Annotated in this window: 21 protein-coding genes; 9 read left to right on the forward strand and 12 right to left on the reverse strand. The window is 63.5% G+C overall.

What is annotated here, in order from left to right:
• Positions 1 to 46: 46 nt before the first annotated feature.
• Positions 47 to 691, reverse strand: a complete 645-nt coding sequence (locus tag AB2B41_RS03565; protein ID WP_367876369.1) for a response regulator transcription factor — start codon at positions 689 to 691, stop codon at positions 47 to 49.
• A complete protein-coding gene (locus AB2B41_RS03570; RefSeq protein ID WP_367876370.1) occupies positions 688 to 2,109 on the reverse strand; it encodes a cache domain-containing protein in 1,422 nt (473 codons plus the stop codon). The genes AB2B41_RS03565 and AB2B41_RS03570 overlap by 4 nt, the downstream gene beginning before the upstream one ends.
• A gap of 251 nt (positions 2,110 to 2,360) precedes the next feature.
• Between AB2B41_RS03570 and AB2B41_RS03575 the strand changes: the two genes are divergently transcribed.
• The 4 genes from AB2B41_RS03575 (at position 2,361) to AB2B41_RS03590 (ending at position 7,511) form a co-directional block, all read left to right on the forward strand.
• The gene (locus AB2B41_RS03575; protein ID WP_367876371.1) at positions 2,361 to 3,449 is read left to right on the forward strand and encodes a TRAP transporter substrate-binding protein; all 1,089 of its coding nucleotides are present in this window, start codon (positions 2,361 to 2,363) and stop codon (positions 3,447 to 3,449) included.
• A gap of 135 nt (positions 3,450 to 3,584) precedes the next feature.
• The gene (locus tag AB2B41_RS03580) at positions 3,585 to 4,553 is read left to right on the forward strand and encodes a TRAP transporter small permease subunit (RefSeq protein WP_367876372.1); all 969 of its coding nucleotides are present in this window, start codon (positions 3,585 to 3,587) and stop codon (positions 4,551 to 4,553) included.
• Positions 4,553 to 6,907, forward strand: a complete 2,355-nt coding sequence (locus tag AB2B41_RS03585) for a TRAP transporter large permease (RefSeq protein WP_367876373.1) — start codon at positions 4,553 to 4,555, stop codon at positions 6,905 to 6,907. Before AB2B41_RS03580 ends, AB2B41_RS03585 begins: the two co-directional genes overlap by 1 nt.
• A gap of 124 nt (positions 6,908 to 7,031) precedes the next feature.
• Positions 7,032 to 7,511: a DUF6404 family protein gene (locus AB2B41_RS03590; protein WP_367876374.1), complete on the forward strand. Its 480-nt coding sequence runs from the start codon at positions 7,032 to 7,034 to the stop codon at positions 7,509 to 7,511.
• Here the strand turns inward: AB2B41_RS03590 and AB2B41_RS03595 are convergent, their stop codons facing one another.
• The 4 genes from AB2B41_RS03595 to AB2B41_RS03610 all read right to left on the reverse strand — a co-directional run bounded on the left by AB2B41_RS03595 (position 7,512) and on the right by AB2B41_RS03610 (position 9,939).
• Positions 7,512 to 8,333, reverse strand: a complete 822-nt coding sequence (locus AB2B41_RS03595; protein WP_367876542.1) for an arginyltransferase — start codon at positions 8,331 to 8,333, stop codon at positions 7,512 to 7,514.
• A 91-nt stretch (positions 8,334 to 8,424) separates the two neighbouring features.
• Positions 8,425 to 8,850, reverse strand: coding sequence for an RDD family protein (locus AB2B41_RS03600; RefSeq protein WP_367876375.1), 426 nt, complete (start codon positions 8,848 to 8,850; stop codon positions 8,425 to 8,427).
• 61 nt (positions 8,851 to 8,911) lie between these two features.
• Positions 8,912 to 9,325, reverse strand: coding sequence for a DUF2852 domain-containing protein (locus AB2B41_RS03605; protein WP_367876376.1), 414 nt, complete (start codon positions 9,323 to 9,325; stop codon positions 8,912 to 8,914).
• Between the two features lie 146 nt (positions 9,326 to 9,471).
• Entirely contained in the window at positions 9,472 to 9,939 is a 468-nt protein-coding gene (locus AB2B41_RS03610; protein ID WP_367876377.1) for a YbaK/EbsC family protein, read from the reverse strand.
• Between the two features lie 28 nt (positions 9,940 to 9,967).
• On the opposite strand from AB2B41_RS03610, the gene AB2B41_RS03615 reads away from it, so the two are divergent.
• The 5 genes from AB2B41_RS03615 to AB2B41_RS03635 all read left to right on the forward strand — a co-directional run bounded on the left by AB2B41_RS03615 (position 9,968) and on the right by AB2B41_RS03635 (position 15,653).
• Complete coding sequence (locus AB2B41_RS03615; protein ID WP_367876378.1) at positions 9,968 to 12,763, forward strand: [protein-PII] uridylyltransferase family protein; 2,796 nt, start codon at positions 9,968 to 9,970, stop codon at positions 12,761 to 12,763.
• Positions 12,760 to 13,032: a hypothetical protein gene (locus AB2B41_RS03620; protein WP_367876379.1), complete on the forward strand. Its 273-nt coding sequence runs from the start codon at positions 12,760 to 12,762 to the stop codon at positions 13,030 to 13,032. Before AB2B41_RS03615 ends, AB2B41_RS03620 begins: the two co-directional genes overlap by 4 nt.
• 136 nt (positions 13,033 to 13,168) lie before the next feature.
• Entirely contained in the window at positions 13,169 to 13,825 is a 657-nt protein-coding gene (locus tag AB2B41_RS03625) for a DUF6778 family protein (protein ID WP_367876380.1), read from the forward strand.
• A gap of 56 nt (positions 13,826 to 13,881) precedes the next feature.
• Positions 13,882 to 15,099, forward strand: coding sequence for an RSP_2647 family RNA methyltransferase (locus AB2B41_RS03630; RefSeq protein ID WP_367876381.1), 1,218 nt, complete (start codon positions 13,882 to 13,884; stop codon positions 15,097 to 15,099).
• Entirely contained in the window at positions 15,096 to 15,653 is a 558-nt protein-coding gene (locus AB2B41_RS03635; RefSeq protein ID WP_367876382.1) for an RSP_2648 family PIN domain-containing protein, read from the forward strand. The genes AB2B41_RS03630 and AB2B41_RS03635 overlap by 4 nt, the downstream gene beginning before the upstream one ends.
• Here the strand turns inward: AB2B41_RS03635 and AB2B41_RS03640 are convergent.
• The 6 genes from AB2B41_RS03640 to AB2B41_RS03665 all read right to left on the reverse strand — a co-directional run bounded on the left by AB2B41_RS03640 (position 15,650) and on the right by AB2B41_RS03665 (position 21,287).
• A complete protein-coding gene (locus AB2B41_RS03640) occupies positions 15,650 to 16,339 on the reverse strand; it encodes a M48 family metallopeptidase (RefSeq protein WP_367876383.1) in 690 nt (229 codons plus the stop codon). The two genes, AB2B41_RS03635 and AB2B41_RS03640, sit on opposite strands and share 4 nt — an antisense overlap.
• Positions 16,340 to 16,365: 26 nt before the next feature.
• Positions 16,366 to 17,523 carry a cytochrome P450 gene (locus tag AB2B41_RS03645; protein WP_367876384.1) on the reverse strand — a complete coding sequence of 386 codons (1,158 nt, stop codon included), beginning with the start codon at positions 17,521 to 17,523 and terminating at the stop codon, positions 16,366 to 16,368.
• 70 nt (positions 17,524 to 17,593) lie between these two features.
• Positions 17,594 to 18,427 carry a HalD/BesD family halogenase gene (locus AB2B41_RS03650; RefSeq protein ID WP_367876385.1) on the reverse strand — a complete coding sequence of 278 codons (834 nt, stop codon included), beginning with the start codon at positions 18,425 to 18,427 and terminating at the stop codon, positions 17,594 to 17,596.
• A 116-nt stretch (positions 18,428 to 18,543) separates the two neighbouring features.
• Positions 18,544 to 19,731 carry a vWA domain-containing protein gene (locus AB2B41_RS03655; protein WP_367876386.1) on the reverse strand — a complete coding sequence of 396 codons (1,188 nt, stop codon included), beginning with the start codon at positions 19,729 to 19,731 and terminating at the stop codon, positions 18,544 to 18,546.
• Entirely contained in the window at positions 19,731 to 19,910 is a 180-nt protein-coding gene (locus AB2B41_RS03660; protein ID WP_367876387.1) for an apolipoprotein acyltransferase, read from the reverse strand. The genes AB2B41_RS03655 and AB2B41_RS03660 overlap by 1 nt, the downstream gene beginning before the upstream one ends.
• Positions 19,911 to 19,928: 18 nt before the next feature.
• Positions 19,929 to 21,287: a DUF2927 domain-containing protein gene (locus AB2B41_RS03665; RefSeq protein WP_367876388.1), complete on the reverse strand. Its 1,359-nt coding sequence runs from the start codon at positions 21,285 to 21,287 to the stop codon at positions 19,929 to 19,931.
• Positions 21,288 to 21,379 lie beyond the last annotated feature (92 nt).

Below are 21,379 nucleotides of genomic sequence, written 5' to 3' on the forward strand. Positions count from 1 at the left end.
GAAAACCAGATAAGCTCCCGCCATGTAGCGGGAGCTTTTTTTATTTTCAGAGCCGCGCGCCTGTGCCCTGAAGCACGCCATGTTCAAGCGCGTATCGCGTCAGGCCCGCCGTGCTCGATATCCCCAGCTTGCGCTTGATGTTCTTGCGGTGCGTCTCGACCGTACGAACCGAGATATCGAGGGTGTTGGCGACTTCCTTGTTCGACTTGCCGGAGGCGAGTTGCAGCAGGATCGTCTGTTCCCTTTCGGTAAGGGCTTCGCGTGCGCCGGAACGTGCGGGCGCGATGGAGCCTTGTGCGCCGGTGCAAAGGTAGGTCTCGCCTTGCATGACCGTGTCAATGGCCGTCTTGATCTCGTCCGTGGGCACGTCCTTCAAAAGATACCCCATCGCCCCGTGACTGAGGGCGGAAGAGATGTATTCGGGGTTATCGTGCATGGACAGGATGACGATCCGCGTGCCTGGGCGGCGCTCGAGCACGATCTCGGTTGCTGTCAGACCTCCCATTTCGGGCATGTTGAGGTCCATCAACACGACATCCGGGTTCAGCGTTTCAAGCCGGTTGATCGCTTCGCGGCCGTTCGACAACGTCGCCAGCACCTCGATATCCTCGTAGCTTTCGAGGATGGACTGGATCCCCTCGGCAACCATGGGGTGGTCGTCCACGATGACAATGCGGGTGGGACTGGTCATTCAGCTGCGACCTTTCGGCGTTCCGTCTGTTCGGGCGGCAGCATATGGCTGAAGGGGACGGAAGCTTCAATAGTTGTGCCGTGCCCCTTCGCATCGCGGATTGTCAGCATGCCTCCGAGCTGCTCCATGCGTTCCTGCATGTTGCGCAGACCGAGACCGGATGATCGGGCGGAGCGTCCGGCATTCAGACCCCGGCCATTGTCGCTGATGCGCAATGTCGCGCCGCGGCGGTGGCCGCGCAGATCGATCTGTACTTCGGTTGCGCCGGAATGGCGTTCGACGTTCGTGAGAGCCTCTTGGGCGATGCGGTAAAGGGCGATCTTTGCCTCGTCGTCGAGGCGATTGCGGAAGACCACGGTATCGAAGCTGCAGGTCACGCCTGTGCGCGTCTCGAAATCCTCGGCCAGCGTCTTGATCGCGGGACCAAGACCCAGGTCATCAAGCACGCCGGGGCGCAGGTCGCGGCTGATGCGGCGGACCTCGCTGATGGCCTGTCCCAGACTTTCGATGCCCTTGCCCAGCGGTTCGGATGCCGAAGGGTCGCCCCGTTCCAGCCTGCGGCGAGCGTTGTCGAGGGCGTAGCGGACACCCACGAGGATCTGGCTGATGCCATCGTGCAACTCGCGCGCCACCCGGCTGCGTTCCTCTTCCTGCGCGTCAAAGACCCGTTGGGTCAGTTTCTTGAGCTTGGCATCGGCAAGGCGGCGTTCGCGCAGGTTGATGAGCATACCGGTGCCGAAGACCACCAGAAGGGCGGCCAAGGTGATCGCGCCTATGTAGACGAAGGTGCGTTGTACGCGGGTTTCCACGTCGGCCCGCGCCGAGGCCACGGATGCCAGCACGTCGTCGATATAGACACCGGTGCCCACCGCCCACCGCCACGAGGGAAAGGAGGTGACATAGGTGATCATCCGCGCCTCTTGTCCGGTGGTGGGTTTTGGCCAGAGGTAGCTGTGATAGCCGGCCCCGGAACGGGCGATGCGGATCAGCTCGTCAACGATGGCGGTCCCCTCGCTGTCGGCCTGGCCCGACCAGTTCTGGTTGATCCGTTCGGTCTGGCGCGGGCTGACAAGCTGGTTGCCGTCGTAGTCGTAGACGAAGAACTGTCCCTCTTCGCCGTAGATCATCGCCGATAGGATCTGTGCGACGCGCTGCTTGGCCGCCTCGTCGTCCGGGGCGGCGTTGCCGTAGACGAAATAGAAACCGTTGCGCGCCTGCGTGACGTAATTGCGCAGCTCGGCCTTTTTGGCCTCGATAAGCTGATCCTCGAGGGTCGAGATTTCCCGTTCCGCCAGCGCACGCGCCTGCAGCGCCACCAGCACCGCGATGGCGGCCACCGCAAGGATCAGAGGCACGGCTGCCAGAAGGGTGAGTTTCTGGGCGTAGGAGGGCCGGGGAAGGGCGAAACGGCGGGCCATGGGCGATTCGATACGCCGAATCGCCGACAAATCAAAGGGGACTGCCCGCATGACGGGCATCAGCAGGCGTCAACAGAGGGCGATGAGGCTATTTTTCGTATGGTTTTCAAGTGTATAGAGCGGAAACTGCGGATAACTACGTAGTTGTCGGTATTTCACTTTCCGCAGACGACTGTAGTTTACGCGCACTTGAAACGACCCGCGCGCGGAAAACCGCGCAGACGGGCATCCTACTCGGGAGGAGTATACCTATGGATCGTCGTTCATTTCTGAAGACATCTGCGCTGGGTGGCACCGCCGCCGCAGCATCCACACTCGCCGCACCCGCCATCGCGCAGGGCAACCGCACGCTGACCATGGTCACATCCTGGCCCCGCGGTTTCGCCGTGCTCGACGACGCGGCCACGTATCTCAACAACATGGTCAACGAGATGTCCGACGGCACCCTGACCATCGACAAGAAAGCGCCGGGCGAACTGGTGGGCGCGTTTGAAGTGTTCGACGCCGTGTCCTCGGGCCAGGCTGACATGTACCACTCTGCTGACTACTACTTCATCGGTCAGCACCCGGCATATGCCTACTACACCGCCGTGCCCTTCGGCGGCACCGCGCAGGAGGTCACCAACTGGTACCACCATGGCGGCGGCCACGAGCTGCACAACGAGCTGGGCGAGATCTTCAACCTGAAGTCCTTCATCGCCGGCAACTCCGGTTCGCAGTCCGGTGGCTGGTTCCGCAAGGAAATCAACTCCGCTGCCGACTTCAACGGTCTGAAGTTCCGGATGCCCGGCCTTGGCGGCAAGGTGCTGGGCGAGCTGGGCGCGTCGGTTCAGAACATCCCCGGCGGCGAACTCTACCAGGCGCTGTCCTCCGGTGCTCTTGACGGTCTGGAGTGGGTCGGTCCCTTCGCGGACGAGCGCGCGGGCTTCCAGGAAGTCGCCAAGGTCTACTACACCGCCGGTTTCCACGAGCCGGGCTCGGCTCTGGCCTGTGCCGTCAACCTCGACGTCTTCAATGACCTGTCGCCGGCGCACCAGAAGATCATCGAGTATGCCTGCATGGCGACGACCCACGTCCAGCTGGCCGAAACGCTGGCGAACAACGGTGCGGCCCTCGCGCGTCTGCAGCAGCAGGGCGTGAAGACCATGCAGTTCTCCGACGATGTCTGGGACGCATTCGGTCGCGCATCCGCCAAGGTCATGGACGAGAACATGGGCGACGAGCTTTTCGCCAAGACCCGCGAGAGCTTCGAAGCGTCGCTCACGGCTTCCGCCGAGTGGCTGTCCAAGTCCGACGCCTTCTACGTCGAGCAGCGCGAGCGCGTCCGCGCCAGCATGTAAGCTGCTTCAGCTTGAAACGCTCAAGGGCCGCAGCTGTTGCGGCCCTTGACGCACATCTAGGTTCGGTGGGCGCTATGCGCGTCTGACACGCATGAGACAGGGACAATCCCGCCATGCGATCCGGGAGGGGACATCATGGAAAACGACGTGGAATGCGAGGGATTTTTCCGCGCAGCTGAAGGCGCCAAGATCAGCTGCCTCGACAAATTCCAGGACAGTGGCATCGTCCAGTTCGTACTGGGGAATATGCTGGAGGCCTTCTACAACTTCTTCGCGGCGATCTTTCAGCCGATGCTCTGGCTGAACTGGTCCGATCCGCAGGCGCTGATGCGTTTCATATATTACGGCGGATCGGTCGAGTTCTTCTTTGTCTGTTTTGTCGGCCTGATCATCCTGACCATCGTCGGCATGATGCGTCGCCAGGTCATGTGGGCGGTGGTCCGCGGGCTGGAATGGTTCGGGAACGGCATGGGGCGGCTTTTCGCCTGGGCGGGCCTGATCATGGTGATCCAGCAGATCATCATCGTGTTCATGCAGCGGATTTTCACCCGGCCGGACATCTCGGTCGGCTTCGGCATACCACTGCAGTTCGACATCAGCTGGTTTGCCGAGGAACTGAAACTTTTCAACGCCTTGGTCGTCTGTCTTTGCGTCAGCTACACCTTCATCCAGGGCGGCCACGTCCGGGTGGACCTTTTCTACGCGGGGGCCAAGTTCCGCACCAAGAAGATCATCGACATGTTCGGCGCGCTGTTCTTCATGATCCCCTTTGCCGTGGTGACATGGCTTTATGGCTGGTTCTTCATGTGGCGGCACCTTGTGACGCCGAACCCCTCGGCTTCGGACGCGCTGGACCTGCTGCTGCGCAAGGCGCGCGTGCTCAAGTGGAACGTGGAAACCATCGGGTTCTCGCCCAACGGGTTCAACGGATATTTCATCTTCAAGGTCCTGCTTTGCATGTTCTGCGTCATGGTGATTTTGCAGGCCATCGCCACCTTCTACCGCAGCTACTGCGAATTCATGGAAGGTGAGGAATCGGAAAACAAGTACCTCGACAAGGACACCCTTGGCGAAGGTGAAGAAGCCTACGAAGGGACACACTGATGCTTTTCGGTCTCGATGGGGTCGAAATCGGCCTGATTATCGTATTCGTCTGCCTTTTCGGCGGTATTCTGTCCGGCTTTCCCGTGGCCTTTGCCATCGGTGGTGCGGCGATTATCTCGTTCGGCATCATCGCGGCACTCGATAGCGCGGGGCTGCTGATCCACCAGGCAATCGACACATCGTCCGACGCCTATCGCGCGCTGATCAATTCAGGTGTGCGGGAGGATGCGGTGTCGATCTTCCGATATCCAGATCTGCCGCGCATCGGTGAGCCCGTGTTCCCCTCCGGCTGGGAAGTGGCGCTGGACCGTAACGTCTCTTTCATCGTGAACCGCATGAACGAGCGGGTGCTGGCGGGTCAGTCCATCGAGACGCTGCTCGCGGTGCTGATGTTCGTGTTGATGGGCATTACGCTGGAGCGGTCCAAGATCGCCAACGACCTGCTGACCACCATGGCGCGCGTCTTCGGCCCGCTGCCGGGCGGTCTGGCGGTGTCGATTGTCGTCGTGGGTGCCTTCCTGGCGGCGTCGACCGGGATCGTGGGGGCGACGGTGGTCACCATGGGGCTGCTGGCCCTGCCGACCATGTTGCGCAACAATTATTCGCCCGAGATCGCGACGGGGGTCATCGCCGCGTCCGGGACGCTGGGGCAGATCATCCCGCCGTCCATCGTGATCGTTCTTCTGGGCACGCTGGCGGGGGATCTCTATTCCGCCGCGCAGGAGGCGCGCGCCATGCAGGCGGGCTGTACCGACGCGCTGACGTTCCTGGGCGAGCCGGCGGTGGTCTCTGTGGGGACGCTCTTTCAGGCGGCGCTCTTACCGGGCATCATGCTGGCGTTGCTCTACGCGCTCTACGCCTTCGGTTTCGCCCTTCTGAACCCCGACAAGGCCCCCGCCGTCGAGATGGGATCGACCAATGCCGAACCGGTCACACGGGGCGAGGCGTTCACCTGGTTCCTCGGCGCGCCCGCGCTGCTGATCGTGGGCACCATCCTGCTGGGCAACCTCAACATCGTCGGCAGCCAGTCGACCACGGTCTCGACCTTCTCGGACATCGGTCAGGCGGCCAGTCTGCGCACCAACGTGGGCGAGCAGTGCCAGGCGTCGATGATCGAACTGCACGGCCAGGAAGCCTGGGACCGCGCGGTAGAGGAGCAGAAGGCCATCGACGATGCGGGCGGTCTTGCCCAGTCCGAGCGCCTGAGCCCGGAAGAGATCGAACAGGCCCGCGCCGACAAGGTCGCCAATGCCGCCCCGATCGGGACCGGCGTTGCCATCCTGCTGGTCATCCTGTCGCTGATCATGACAACCGGGCGGGGCGTTTCGCCCTCCGCGGATAGTCGTCCGCTGATCGTGGGTGGTATCGGGATCGTTCTTGCGGTGCTGGTGGACATCATCTTTGTCGGACCGCTGACATCTTCCGGGGCGACCATCGCATTGCTGTTCATCCCCTTTGTGCTGGCCCTCTACGGCGTCGTCTACGCGACCAAGCTTTGCGCGGGGAACGAGCTTATCCGCGTGGTCTTCCCGCCGCTGATCCTGATCGTGGCCGTTCTGGGCTCGATCCTTGGCGGCATCACCAACCCGACACCGGCGGCGGCTCTGGGTGCGGGCGGTGCGATCATGCTGGCAGCCTACCGCAAGCTCAAGGATCAGGACCGGTCACCCAAGATCATCATCTGGTCGACGCTGGCGATCATCATCTGCATCCTCGTGGGTGTGAACTTCGACCTGCGCATCAACCAGGAAGAGGTGAGTGCAGAAAGCTGGTTCGCCTTCTTCGTGGCCTACGGTGCGTATCTTTACGCGGTCTTCGGTCTGCTGTTCTCCTGCTTGGTACTCTACACTTCTGGTGTCCTGTCGCCGGTGGTGCGGGAGACGGCGAAGGTGACCTCGATGGTCTTTACCATCCTGATCGGCTCGCAGCTTCTGAACCTCGTGGTCATCAGCTTCGGCGGTGAGCATTACATCCAGCAGTTCCTGAAGTCTTTCGACAATGAGTTGACGGTCTTCCTCATCGTGATGCTGGTGCTCTTCGTGCTGGGCTTCGTGCTCGACTTCCTCGAGATCATCTACATTGTGGTGCCGATCGTGGGGCCGGTGATCTACGGCGGCACCTTTGATCCGAAGTGGGTGACGATCATGATCGCCGTGAACCTGCAGACCTCGTTCCTGACGCCGCCTTTCGGCTTCGCGCTTTTCTACCTGAGGGGCGTGGCGCCTAGTTCGGTCACGACGCAGCACATCTATCGGGGCATCATTCCCTTCGTGCTGATCCAGGTGCTGGGGCTGGCGATTCTGTGGTTCTTCCCGTCGATCGTGACCATCGTACCGGACCTGATCCCGAACTGATCGGTAAAAGGAAAGCTAGGTCAGGACCGCCCTTCGGGGCGGTCCTTGCATTTCGAATTCCCATTTTCAGTCTTAGTTTTGCCCGGAAGGGTTGTTTTCCTGCGCGAAAATGCAGGAGGACTGAATGGGACAGAGTTCTTTCGAAGACCGGTTGGCGCGCCTGAGGGAGAAGGAGGCGCAGGCCACGCCACAGCAACCCAACGCGCGCAAGGCGCCGGAAGTGCCGCATGGGAAACCGGCAAGCAATCGGCGCGAACGGTTGATTCTGGCACTCGCGCATCTTGAGCGCGGCGGTGTGACGGGCGCCTATGCCTATGCGCCTGCGTTCCGGGCACTGGCGCGCGCGGGGATCATTGTCAAACCGCTGCACTACCGGTCATGGATCGGGCTGGTGATCTTCTTCCTTTTCCTGTTCAGCGCCGTAACGGTGCTGGCGGTTGTTATTGGGGTGTTGATGGGGCATCTGCCCCGGCCTATCCGCAGTTTGATCGAGGCCGGGCCGGTGGTCTACCTGATGCTGACACTGACCTTCGGGATCGGATTTGCTGCGGTGCACAAGATCAAGGCCGCGCAGATCGGATTGCCACGCTGGCGCGATCTCTGATCAGCGCTTGCTGCGCGCCATGTCGGGCAGGGCGATGTTCGCCACCTGCTCGGCAATCGGATCGTTGCTGAGGGGGTGTTGTTCGGGGCGGAAGCTTTCGGGATCCTTCAGCTTCTGCCACTTGCCGCCAAGGTAGACCTCAAGCCCCGAGAACTTGGCCTTGTATCCCATCTTCTGGCTGCCGGGGACCCAGTAGCCGAGATAGACGTAAGGCAGCCCGGCGGAGCGGGCGATCTCGACATGATCGAGGATCATGTAATTGCCAAGACCATCCTTGGGCCGGTCGGGGGCGTAGAAGGAATAGACCATGCTGACCCCGTCGCCCAGAACGTCGGTGAGGCAGACGCCCACCAGCTCGCGCTTGTCGCGGTCCATGTATTCGATCACGCGGCTGCGGATCGGCGTTTCCTCGATCATCGCGGCGAACTCGAAAACGTCCATGTCGGCCATGCCGCCATCGGCGTGGCGGCTGTCGAGATAGCGGCGGAAAAGCTCGTATTGGTCCTCCGTCGCCCAGGGCGACGTTGCCCGGCGTTCCAGCCGCCTGTTCCGCTTGATGATGCGGCGCTGGCTGCGGCTGGGTTCGAAGGCGGCAACGTCGATGCGGGCCGAAAGGCACGAGGCGCATTCGGCGCAGGACGGGCGGTATAGCACGTTCTGCGACCTGCGGAAGCCTTGGGCGGACAGGCTGTCGTTCAGCTCTGTCGCGTTTTCCCCCTGTAATGCTGTGAACAGTTTCCGCTCAAGCCGGCCCTCGAGATAGGGGCAGGGTTGCGGTGCCGTCACGTAGAATTGCGGCGTCAGGGGCAGGGTGTGGCGCATGGTGATCGTGTCTCCGAAAGTGAGACTAGCGCTGAGATCATCACCCGCCAAGGGCAGTTTTAGTAAAATTTGTCAGGAAATCCGAAGGCGGTTAACGGCGCCGGTTCATCGGCACCGTGCCAAGGATCATATCCGTCAGACCCTGCCGCTTTTCGGAGGTCAGCATCAGAACGATCGAGATCACCTGCAGGATCGGAAAGGCGACCGAGACCGAGTAGCCCAGCGTGTGCACAAGGGCCGTGCCGCCGTCGAAAAGGCGGTCGTCACTGCGCCGCAACTCCATCGCCATCAGGCGCATGCCCCAAGTGGCAGAGCCGCCCGCAAGCGTGGCCCAGCGATAAACAAATCCTACAACCAGCATCAGCAGCGGAAAGAAGAAGATGCCGGTAAAGGCCGTAAAGGGCACGATCAGCAGGCAGATCAGGGCTATCAGGACAGAGTCGACCACCCAAGCCAGAAGGCGCTTGAGCGCGATACCTTCGTAGAACTGCGGTTGGGTATGGGGGTCGGGCGTCATTTGTAGTTCTCTCAAAGGAGTTTCGGGAATGCCCCCCGAGCAAGTCGGGGGGCAAAGGGCCTTAGGCTTCGGCGGCGTCGCCGCTGTTGCGTTTGGCGCGTTCGTCCATGAACTGGTCGAACTCGGCCTTGTCCTTGGCCTCGCGCAGGCGCTCCAGGAAGGCCTCGAAGTTGTGCTGTTCCTCCTCGAGTCGGCGCAGCGTGTCGGCCTTGTAGGCGTCGAACGCCGAGTTGCCGGTGCTGCGGGTCGTCATCATGCGGCGGCTGCCGCGGCGGGCACAGGATTTGCCAGAAAACATACGTTTGCTCCAGATTATGTAGGCCAGAAGGGCGAGGCCGACGGGCCAGAAGAAGATAAAACCAAGGACCATCGCGGCGATCCACGCGCCTTTGCCTTTCTCGTCCAGCCAGTTTTCCGTGCGGGCAAACCAGCTTGGCTGGGGGGCGTAGGTTTGCTCAGAAGTGATCGTCGTCATCGTGTCGAGCCTTTCGTGCGATGTAGGCCTGACTGCGGCCTCTCTTTTCTAAAAGGTCTTATGTGAATGCCTTTTACATCACTCAAGATGGAGATTGTTTCGCGTCGCGCAAGAGCAAATGTGAAAGGTTTTTACATTTTCTGAAGTTACAGAATGAAATCAGATACTTCCGCGCCGGAAATTCTTGCCATATCGGCCGGATTCATGCCGAATACGTGGTGCGGTGTGCCTGCAGCGGCCCAAATCATATTGAATTTCAGCAAGGTGCTGTCGAACCACTTGCTTGCTTCGGTCACGTGTCCGACGGGCGACACGCCGCCGATGGCAAAGCCCGTCTGTGCCCGGATCAGCGCGGCATCCGCCTTGCCCAGCGGTTCTCCGGCGAGTTTGGCAGCGGCCTCCAGATCGACCTGCTGACCGCCTGCGGTCACAAAGAGCAGCGCCTTGCCCGAGGTCTCTCCGCGCAGGATGATCGACTTGGCGATCTGGTCCACTGTGCAGCCGATGGCGGCCGCTGCGTCCGCAGCGGTGCGGGAGAGGGCGGTTTCGCGGATGTCGGCGGGAACACCGGCGGCATCGAGGGCGGCGCGGACGCGTTTCAGGCTCTTGCTCATGGGCGGACACTGGCGCAAAGGTGAGGGCATGACAAGCAGCCTCGCCTCCCAGATCACCCGGACGCCACGTGTCTTCGACACCACCCGCGCCGAGGATGCCAAGGCACGGGCCACGGATGCGCCGCCTGAGGTGCGTGCGCTGATCGTCGGGGCCGCGTCCTGCGCGCCCTACCTCATGGCGCTCTTGGAAAAAGAAAGCGATTGGTTGATGGGGGCGATTGCCGATCCCATGGGCGCAGTCCAAGCCGAGATCGCGGCGGCCCGGGCGCTGGAGCTTGATGACGTGGGCACTGCGCTGCGCCGTGGCAAGCGGCGGGTGGCGCTGATGACCGCGCTGGCTGATCTTGGCGGTGCCTGGAGCCTTGAGCAGGTGACGGGAGCGCTGACGGATTTCGCGGATGCGGCCTGCGATGCCGCCTTGCGCGCGGGGCTCGCGCCGCAGATCAGGCGCGGCAAGTTGCCCGGCATGGACATGGACGATCTGGCCGATGCGGGGGGCATGACCGTTCTGGCGATGGGCAAGATGGGTGCGCATGAGCTGAACTATTCCTCGGATATCGACCTTATCTGCCTCTTCGACGAGACCCGCTTCGAGGTGGACGATTACCACGAGGCACGCATGGCCTTTGTCAAGGCAACCCGCGCGATGAGCGCGACCCTGAGCGATCTGACCGGTGAGGGCTATGTGTTTCGGACAGACCTGCGGCTGCGGCCCGATCCCGCGGTGACGCCGGTTTGCATGGCGATGGAGGCAGCCGAGCGCTACTACGAAAGCCTGGGGCGAACCTGGGAGCGTGCAGCCTATATCAAGGCGCGTCCCTGCGCGGGCGATCTGAAGGCGGGCGACCGTTTCATCCAGTCGCTCAGGCCCTTCGTCTGGCGCAGGCACCTTGACTTTGCCGCCATTCAGGACGCCCACGACATGCGCCTCGCCATCCGTGAGCACAAGGGGCTGCATGGGCCGATCACCCTGCCGGGGCACAACATGAAGCTGGGGCGGGGTGGTATCCGCGAGATTGAGTTCTTTACCCAGACCCGCCAGCTGATTGCCGGTGGGCGCGACAGCGACCTGCGCAAGCGGGGCACCTGCGACGGTCTCCGGGTGCTGGCAGAGAAGGGCTGGGTGCCGTCTGACGCCGCCGAGACGCTGACCGACCACTACCGCGCGCATCGCACGGTGGAACACCGCCTTCAGATGGTGCGCGATGCCCAGACCCACGATCTGCCGCAGACCAACGAGGGCTTTGCACGCCTTGCGGCGATGATGGACATGGAGGTAACGGATCTTCGGAAAGAACTGTTTGAGCGGCTTTCCGAGGTACACGAGATGACCGAGGGCTTCTTTGCCGCCTCCCGTGCCGGTGCCGAGGCCCCGAAAGAGGCCGCCCATGTCTTTGACACCTCCGTCCTTGACCGCTGGCTAAGTTATCCGGCCCTGCGGTCCGAACGCGGCGCGGAGCTTTTCGAGCGGCTGAAGCCCGATCTTTTGGCGCGGCTTGCCCGCGCGGCGAAGCCGGACGAGGCGCTGCTGGCCTTCGACGGCTTCCTTGCGGGGCTGCCTGCGGGTGTGCAGCTTTTCTCGCTCCTCAAGGCCAATCCGCAACTGGCCGATCTGCTGATCGACATCGTCAGCACATCCCCGGCGCTGGCCGCCCACCTGTCCCGCAACGCGGGCGTTTTCGACGCGGTGATCGGCGGTGACTTCTTCAGCGAATGGCCGGGAGAGGCGGGGCTGACAGAGATATTGAGCACGGTTCTGGCGGCCGAGCCGAGTTATGAGGCCAAGCTGGACGGCACGCGCCGCTGGGCGCGGGAATGGCATTTCCGGATCGGGGTGCACCTGCTGCGCGGGCTCATTGATGCGGACCGGGCGGGAAAGCAATACGCCCATCTGGCGCGCGCGGTGCTCGCAGCACTTTGGCCGGTGGTGACCGACCAATTTGCAACCCGGCATGGCCCGCCGCCAGGGCGCGGCGCGGCGATCCTCGGGATGGGATCGCTCGGGGCCGGGCGGCTGACCGCGACGTCGGACCTCGATCTGATGGTGATCTACGAACCGGCAGGTGTGGAAAGCTCGGAAGGCAAGCGTCCACTGGCCTCGCGCGCATACTACGCGCGACTGACGCAGGCGATGATCACGGCGATGACCGCCCCGATGGCGCAGGGCAAGCTTTACGAGATCGACATGCGGCTCAGGCCATCTGGCAATCAGGGGCCGGTGGCGACGAGCCTTGCGAGCTTTGAGAGCTACCAGAAGACCGAGGCCTGGACCTGGGAGCATCTGGCGTTGACGCGGGCAAGCGTCGTGGCGGGGCCGGCGGATGTCTCGGCGGATGTCACGGCGCTCTGTGCCGAGGTTCTGGCCCTGCCGAGCGCGAAGGCCGAAGTCCTGCAGGAAGTGACAGAGATGCGCGCGCGCATCGCGGCGGCCAAGGCCCCTGCGGGCCCTTGGGATGCCAAGATCGGGCCGGGGCGGTTGCAGGATATCGAACTCATGGCTCAGGCAGGCGGGCTTCTTGGCGGAAAGTCGGCCTGCAGCATTCCGGACGGCATCGCGGCGGGACTGGCGGAAGGGGTGCTCGACCCGGGGGGTGCCGAGACGCTCAACCTCGCCTACGACGCCTGCTGGCGGCTGCAATGCGCCGGGCGGCTCTTGTCCGCCCACCCCGTGGAGAGCGAGACGCTGGGCCAGGCTGGGGCGGATTTCCTTGCCCGGTCGCTGGGCTGTGACAACCTTGCGGCGCTTGAGGAGAAGATGACCGCGATCTATGGGGATGCGGACCGCGTGATCACGGCGGCGCTTCCTGAAAGGCAATCCGCATGAAGAAGGGCAGCGAAGACGATCCAAAGGGCCTGATCCATGAAAGCTACCGCATGGAGGGGATCACCAAGGCCGAATGTCGCTCGATTTTCCTCGACTGGGCGCTGAGCCTGCCGATGGAGCGCGATACCGGTCGGACGATCAGGGCGTTGCTTGAAACATACCGCCCCGCCAATCCGTCCCACCCCATGACGGAGGTGCTGAGCGAAGGGCTGACGTCGATGGCGGCGCCGCGCAGGCGCGGGGGCTGGCGGTCGCGCCCCCGCAACTGACGGGATGCGCAAAGGTCACATTCGCGGAAAACCTTCGAGAAAAGGCTCTTTCGTCTCAAACCTGCCCCATTTGCCGCCCAGAAAGCCGCCACTGGATATGGGAGGGCCGGCATGTAGGCCCAAGGAGTGGTTTGTGATGCAACCCCTGAAAATCATCGTGCCTGCCGTCTTTGTGCTGGCTCTTGCCGGCTGCGGCGGGATGCCGGACCTCGCAAGCCGCAGCGCACCTTTCGAGGCCGTTCCGCCCGCGCAGGCGGGCGCTGCGCCCGCCGGGGTCACACCCGTCGCACAGCCCGGCGGCGTCGCCACGGCCCCGCGTGCGGGTGCCCTGAGCGTCAGCCAGATCAATGTCACCGTACCCCGGACGCTCAGCGTCTCGGAGGCCAACAGCTACTATCCGCGTGCGGATATCGTCTGGCGCGGTGACCTGATCGGCGACCGGCATGCGCAGGTCCAGGCGATCCTGGAACAGGCCTTTGCCGAGGGGACCGCAAGCCTCAGCGGCCCGACGGCGGTGGTCGTCGATGTGCAGCTTGTGCGCTTTCACTCGCTGAGCGAAAAGGCGCGTTATTCGATCGGAGGGGTGCACAACATCATCTTCGATCTGACTGTGCGCCGCGCTTCGACCGGGCAACCCCTGGCACCGACGCGGCGGGTGGTCGCTGATCTTGAGGCCTTCGGTGGCAAGATGGCCATAGAGGCGGACCGCCGGGGCGAGACCCAGAAAGTGCGCGTGCTGGCCTTTCTGCGCCAGACCATCCGGAACGAGTTGGCGAAATTCGTCTCCGGTTGAGGTGCTGCACGCATTCGGCGCTTTTCCGGCGGTGTCGAAACGACTAAATGGGGCACATGACAGCGCCCCTTGATACACCTGGTCTCACAGACCGCCCGACCGTGCGGCTTTTGCCCAAGGCCAACGCCCGCGCGATCCGCTTTGGCGCGCCCTGGGTCTTTGCCAATGAACTTGTGACCGACCGGCGTACGCGAAAGCTGCTCCCCGGGACACTTGCGCGTCTGGAGGACGCAGACCGCCAGCCGATGGGGCTGGTTGCGGTCAATCCCAATTCGAAAATCATCGCGCGCATGCTGGACGACGACGGTGAGGCAAGCGTCGATCAGTCGTGGTTCGCAACACGGATCGAACGGGCGCTGCACCTGCGGGAGACGCTTTTCGATGCGCCCTATTACCGCCTGATCCACGCGGAGGCTGATGGGCTGCCTGGGGTGATCATCGACCGGTTCGGGGATACCTGCGTGATCCAACCCAATGCCGCCTGGGCCGAGGTGCTGATCGAACCGCTTTGCGCGGCTTTGGTGGCGGTGACCGGCGTGCGCCACGTTCTAAAGAATGCGAGTGGGCGGACACGCACGCTCGAGGGGCTCGACGATGTCTCGGGCGTGCTGCACGGTGAGGCGCCCGAAGGGCCGGTCGGGGTGCCGATGAACGGGGCAATCTACATGGCCGATCTGACCGAAGGGCAGAAAACCGGCCTCTTCTACGACCAGCGGCCCAACCACGCCTTTGCGGCTGGTCTTGCGCGGGGGGCACGGGTTCTGGACGTCTTTGCCCATGTGGGCGGCTTTTCTCTTGCCGCGCTGGCGTCAGGGGCCGAAAGCGCTCTGGCGGTGGATGCCTCGGCCCCCGCGCTGGCACTGGCGACTGAAGGGGCTGCGCGGATGGGCGTTGCATCGTCCTTCGAGACGCGCCAGGGAGATGCCTTCGACACGCTGGCGGCACTTGGCAAGGAAGGGGCGCAGTTCGACGTGGTGATCTGCGATCCGCCTGCCTTCGCACCCTCGCGCAATGCGCTGGATGCGGGGCTGCGCGCTTACGAGCGTATCGCGCGTCTTGCCGCGCCGCTGGTGGCCGACGGCGGTTTCCTCGTGCTTTGTTCCTGCTCTCACGCGGCGGACATCGCGCAGTTCCGGGGGGCCTGCGTGCGCGGCATCGGCCGGGCAGGGCGCAGGGCTATCCTGTTGCACACGGGCTTTGCCGGTCCCGATCACCCGCAACTGCCGCAGCTTGCCGAAAGCGGCTATCTGAAATCGCTTTTCTTCCGCCTGTGACGCCGCCGCGCATCCTGATCGACGCCTGCGTGCTCTATCCTACCGTCATGCGTGAGATGGTTCTGGGGGCTGCGGGGCAGGGCCTGTTCGAGCCGGTCTGGTCCGCGCGCATCCTGGAGGAATGGGCCCGTGCCGCCGTCAAACTGGGTGCCGGGGGCGAGGCACAGGCACGTTCGGAGATTGCCCTGGTGCAGGCCTCATGGCCCGGTGCACTTCGCCCCGCCGCGCCGCAGGTGGCGCAAAGGCTGTGGCTGCCGGATGAGAATGACATTCACGTGCTGGCCGTCGCCGTTGCATCCAGCGCCGACATGCTGATGACGCTGAACGCCAAGGATTTCCCGCGCGGGACCCTGGCCGAGGAAGGCCTGAGGCGCGTCGACCCCGACAGCTATCTGATGGACCTCTGGCTGGCCTCACCCCGGCAGATCGAAGACGTGGCACAGAACGTCCTTGCGACGGCACGGCAGCTGTCAGGGCGGGAGTGGGACATGCGCGGGCTGCTGAAGAAAGCACGCCTGCCGCGTCTGGCCAAGCACTTGCGCGAATTGGGTTAATCCGTTGTGTGCCAGCGCTTCTGCAACTTCTGCAGCGCCGCGATCCGCTCGTCGGTCTTGGGGTGGCTCAGGAGCCAGGCTGGCGCGGCACCCGCGTTCGACTGTGTGAGCGCTTCGAGCTTCTTGAAAAGCGATATCTGCGGCGCAACGCCGATCCCGGCCTTGGTCAGCAGCGCGGCGGCATAGGCATCCGCCTCGTATTCGTCGCCCCGCGACAGCCGCGCGGCCAGAAGCGTTGTCAACAGGCTCGCGATCCAGGGGCCGATGAACGGGATAAACCGGCTCAGCACCATGGCGAGCACGGTGCGCAGGGCATTCTGACCGGAGAAATCGATCATCCGGCGGCGGGAATGCCCCAGCGCCACGTGCCCCAGTTCATGCGCGATAACGCTGGCAAGCTCTTCTGCCGTCACGTCGCCCGCGCGGAACTTGTTGTAGAAACCGCGCGTGATGAAGATCCGCCCGTCCGGCGCGGCCAGCCCGTTCACCGGGTCGATTTCGTAGATATGGACCTTGATGCGCGGCAGATCGAGCGCCTTGGCCAGCCGGTCGCTGATGTCCTTGAGCGTCGGGTCCGCGAGCACGGTCGAGCGTGCATCCAACTCTTTCTTCGTCCGCCAGGCGGAGAAGTGGTACATCACCAGCCCGTAGGCAACGACAAGGAGGATGGGCAGGACGCGGATCATGCCCTCAATATGGGGAGCGCGGGCGCTTAGGCAAGCGACCAGCGCACGGGAACGCGGGTCGGTCCGCGAAACGCCCAGCCGCGAAACGGGGCCTCGCCGTCCAGCCGCAGGTTGGGTAGGGCATCGAAAAGCAGCGGCAGCGCGATCTCTGCAATCAGGCAACGCGAGGCGGCGGCCCCGGCGCAGAAATGCGGCCCCGCGCCGAAGGGGATCGCGGGGCCGGTGTCGCGGGTGATGTCAAAGGCATCGGGGGCGTCGAAATGCGCCTCGTCCCGGCCTGCCGAGGAAAACATCAGGAACACGCGGTCGCCCTTTTCGAAGCGCACGCCTTTGACGGTATCGGCCCGGGCCACCTCGCGCGGGGACATGCCGATTGGGCTGATCCAGCGGACGTACTCCGCAAAAGCATCGGCCCAGCCAGATTTTCCTTCGCGGATCAGCGCCATTTGGTCGGGATGGCTCAGCAGGGCCCAGGCGGCACCAGCAATCGCATCGCGCGGCTCATTCTGGCCGCCCGAGATCACCAGCTTGATGTTGGCACGGATGCTATCCATGGGCAGCCCGGCGTGCCTCATCACGGCAAGCGCGCTGCGCGGCGGGGGGCTATTGATCATCCGTTCGATATGGGCGTCGATCAGCGCGGTCGCGGCATGGCAGCGCGCCTCGATTGTCGGATCGCCGAGGTAGTTGGCGCAGCCGTCGATCATGTGCTGGCTGACGCGGTCCATCTCTGCGCATGTCATCTCCGCAAGGCCCGTGATGGCGATGAGCGCAGACGCCGAGACGGGCATCGCGTAATCCTTGACCAGGTCGCATTCCCCGCGCGGTTTCAGGTCCGCAATGACCTGCCGCGCGGCGGCCTCGAAGACCGGTTTCCAATGCTCGGCCACCGTGCGGGGACTGAGTGCTGGGAAAAGCGCGCGGCGTTCGGCCATATGCGCCTCGCCATCCTTGCGCATCAGGTTTTCGCCCATCAGCACGGTCATCAGCCCCTGCGGCTGGCGGGAAGAGAAAACGTCGATCCGCTTTTCCTCGCGGTGGATATCGTCGCGCCGGGTGATCAGCGTGGCACCGAGTTCGGGCAGATAGGTGATGGGCGCATCCCGGCGCATCTCCGCGAGTGCCGGATAGGGATCGGCCGCGAAGGCGGCGGGATCGATATGGGTGACGGTCGCGTCTGACATGGGGTGACGATAGGGGTCGGCATCGCGATGGCCAAGCCCTGTCGACAAGCGATTGGTCTAGCCGGGGGGGTCAGTCGATCAGCGCGTCGGACCGCTTTTTGGCCCGCGCGTGATGGATGGGCAAGGTCCGGCCATAAAGCTGCTGTGTCCGCTCGACGCTCCCCACCATCCCCGGCGCATCGACATAAGAAAAGATGGCGACATAGCGCGGCGTCGGCCCTTTCAGCGGCGCGACACGGTGCAGGGAGTAGCGCCCTTTGAACAGTTGCAGGTCGCCGGGTTGCAGGGCGAGCGAGATCACACGGGTCGACGTGCCATCGAGCACCTCGGCGACGTCCTCGAAATGCTCGTCCGTGCTGGTTCTGATCATCGGGGCGTACTCAAAGGCACCACCCTCATCGGCGTTTTGCAGCGCGAGGGTCACGGTGAAGTTGTTGGTGTCGAAGTGCCAGGGAAACCCGTTGCCCTCGGTCGCCGTGTTGACGATGACATCGGCGAGCGGGTCGGCGTAGCGGAAAAAGCGGTCTTTTGGCTCCCCGAGGCAGTCGCGGATGAAATCGTCGAAGCCCTCGCTGTCGAATATGGTCCGCAGCGCACCAGTGGGCGCGAAGTTGTCAGCGGGAACAAAGGCGTTGGAGCGGTCGTAGAAGCGGCGGCGCGGGTCCGCCTCCGGCAAGCTGGGGTCGTCCTTCGTGAAGTAGGGGTTCGTGCGGGAATAGCTGCGGTGCCCCTTGTCGGCGACGGCGGCGCCGACGCCCTCGGGCCTCAGGAAGCCCTTCAGTACCGCGCAGCCCTTCGCCTCAAGGTCTCCGCGAACCGTCTTGAGAATGGCGTCGCGGCGGGGACCCGGCTCCGAGATCGGGTAGGTCTCAAGGTCGATGAGGTCGCTCGCCTGAAGCGGCATCTCTTCACCCTCGCAGCATGTTCCTGCAAAGAAGCGAACAACGCGGGGGGCAGGGCATCTAACACCGGGACGACAGGGCGCGTCGGTTTTCGGCGGCGGGGGTCACATTGGCGCCCTCAGCGCGTCAGTTCCTTGATCCCGCGCGACAGCCCTTCCAGCGTCATGGGCACCATGGCCTGCGGCCCGAAAATCTCGCGGATCATGGCGATGGACTGGGTGTAGGGCCAGTATTTCTCGGGCACCGGGTTGATCCAGAGGTTCGACTGCCACTGGTCGCGCGCGCGCGACAGCCAGACGGAGCCCGCCTCGGGGTTCCAATGCTCATTTGCCCCACCGGGATAGGCGATCTCGTAGGGCGACATCGAGGCATCGCCGACGAAGATGCATTTGTAATCCGGCCCGTAGGTCCGCAGCACCTCGTGGGTGGGGATCTGCGCGTCCCAGCGGCGGCGGTTGTCCTTCCACACGCCCTCATAGAGGCAATTGTGAAAATAGAAGTATTCCAGATGCTTGAACTCCGCAGTTGCAGCGGAAAACAACTCCTCCACCACCTTCACATGCGGGTCCATCGATCCGCCCACGTCGAGAAACAGCAGCAACTTCACGGCATTGCGCCGCTCGGGGCGGGTTTTCACGTCGAGATAGCCGTGCTCTGCCGTGGCACGGATTGTGCCACTCAGATCAAGCTCCTCCTGCGCACCGTCACGCGCCCAGCGGCGCAGGCGCTTCAGCGCCACCTTGATGTTGCGCGTGCCCAGTTCAACCGTGTCGTCCAAGTTCTTGAATTCACGCTTGTCCCAGACCTTGACCGCGCGCTGGTGGCGGCTTTCCTTCTGGCCGATGCGCACGCCCTCGGGGTTGTAGCCATAGGCGCCGAAGGGCGAGGTCCCGGCCGTGCCGATCCACTTGTTGCCCCCTTGGTGGCGTTTTTTCTGTTCTTCGAGACGCTTCTTCAGCGTTTCCATCAGCTTGTCGAACCCGCCCGCCGCCTCGATCTCGGCCTTCTCGGCATCGGTCAGATGCTTCTCGGCCATCTTCTCAAGCCAGTCGCGGGGAATCTCAACCGCTTCAAGAACGTCGTTTAGCGTGATGTTCTCCAAGCCTTTGAAGGCAGCGGCGAAGGCCTGATCGAACTTGTCGATGTTGCGCTCGTCCTTCACCATCGCGATCCGGGCGAGGTAATAGAACGCCTCAACATCATAAGTGGCGATCCCGGCCGCCATCCCGTCGAGAAATGACAGGAATTCACGCATGGAAACGGGAACCTTGTGCGCGCGCAGCTGTTCGAAGAACGGCAGGAACATCAGCCCGCCCCGGAGATGAACCAGCGGTCGATGAGCACGGTCAGCACGAAGCCCAGCAGCGCAAAGGCGATCCCGTAGCTTGCCGCGTATTGGGCGATGTCCTTACGGTTGCCGCCACGCTTTCGCGCGGTCGTGCCGCCGATCACGGCGCCGATGATGCCAAGAACGATGTAGATCATGCGTTTGCACGCCCCGCGTTATCCTTTGAGCGGGTTCAGCGATGCAATCTCGCGCAGCTTCGCCCGCACAGCCCAGTCTGGGCCGAACCCGTACCGCGCCCAGCCGATACTGTCCAGTCTGACGCTGCGCGCCTCGGCTGAGCGGCCTTCAAGGTCAAGCGCTTCGGCGCGCAAAAGCATGAGGGTCGAAAGCAGGGCGGCGTTTTCGCTGCTGCGGGCATTCTCCATATGCGGGGCAATAAGCCGCAGGGCTTCGGCCCCGTCGCCGCGGGTTACGGCATAAGCCGAAAGCTGGGTCGCGACATAGGCGCGGTGCAGTGCGGTGCCTGGGCTGCGGGCGTAATAATTGTCGGCGGTCAGGTAGTGACGGTAGGCCGTTTCCGGCTCCTCTGTCTGCAGAACGCGGCCCATGGCGTAATGGGCAAAGGCGCGGCGGTGGTCCTCCCAGCCCATGGCGGTCGCGATGCGAACGGCATCTTGAGCAGCTGCACGCCGTCCCGAGAGCGAGATGGACCGCCCGAGTGCGGTCTGAATGGCAGTGGTCCAGGCGGGTGGGGTGCGTGTGGCGTATTGTGCGGGCCGTCCCACACCGGCCGGGTTTGTTCTGGCAAGGATGCCGGGCAGGGCGGCGGCGACCTGGCCACGGGTCATGCCCGAGCGGAGCGTGGGGTCGTAGTACGTCCGGAGGATCAGCATGTCGAAGCCGGTCAACACCGTGTGCACGTTGTCGTCGTTAAAGACCGAATCCGGCAGGCGGTAGAGATCGTTCAGGGGGCCGAGCGCCTGCGCCAGTTCCTCGTGCAGGCAGTCGCGAACCTCTTGCGGGCTCACGTCATTGGGCAGAAAGATCGCAAGTTTCTTGCGCTCTTTCAGGAGGGTCCAGTTAGTTGCTGGCTTGCGCCTGGCGGCACGGAATTCATTCAGCGTGCTGACATTCGGGGCCACGAAGCAGGCGGCCTGGGGCAGGACACGACGGATGTCGGCGCGGCTGACGGCGTTGATCGTGATGTTTGCGTTGGGGTCCGCGGTGTAGCTGATGTCGATCCGCGCCTCGCTGCGCAGGCGAGAGATCAGCCGCTTGAGATCGGAACCAAGTGTCGCGCTCGGGCGACCGGTGACGCGCACCGTGATCGGTGTTTCGAAGCGGGTGAGGACGGGCAGCTTCCGGCCGCTTTCCATCTGGAAAGACAGTTCGATGAAATCGAAGGCCAGATCATTGTTCGACCGGGTCGGGGCGACTGGTCGGCTTGCGCCGAAATTCTTCATCGGGGGCAGGTCGCTGGCCGCGATGCTGGCGCGGGTCGCGACCTCGGGCTGGGAGGCGGGGACACAGGCATTCAGCAGCATCACCAGAGGCAGAACGACGCGGCCTCTCATGCAGAAACCTCTGCCAAGCCATTGAAAAAAGGGTGAAATGGATAAGCCTTGCCCGCGCGAGATGCGCGCGCAGAACCTGCGGTCCGGGATGT

Source organism: Sulfitobacter sediminis (assembly GCF_040811725.1).
Taxonomy (GTDB): domain Bacteria; phylum Pseudomonadota; class Alphaproteobacteria; order Rhodobacterales; family Rhodobacteraceae; genus Sulfitobacter; species Sulfitobacter sediminis.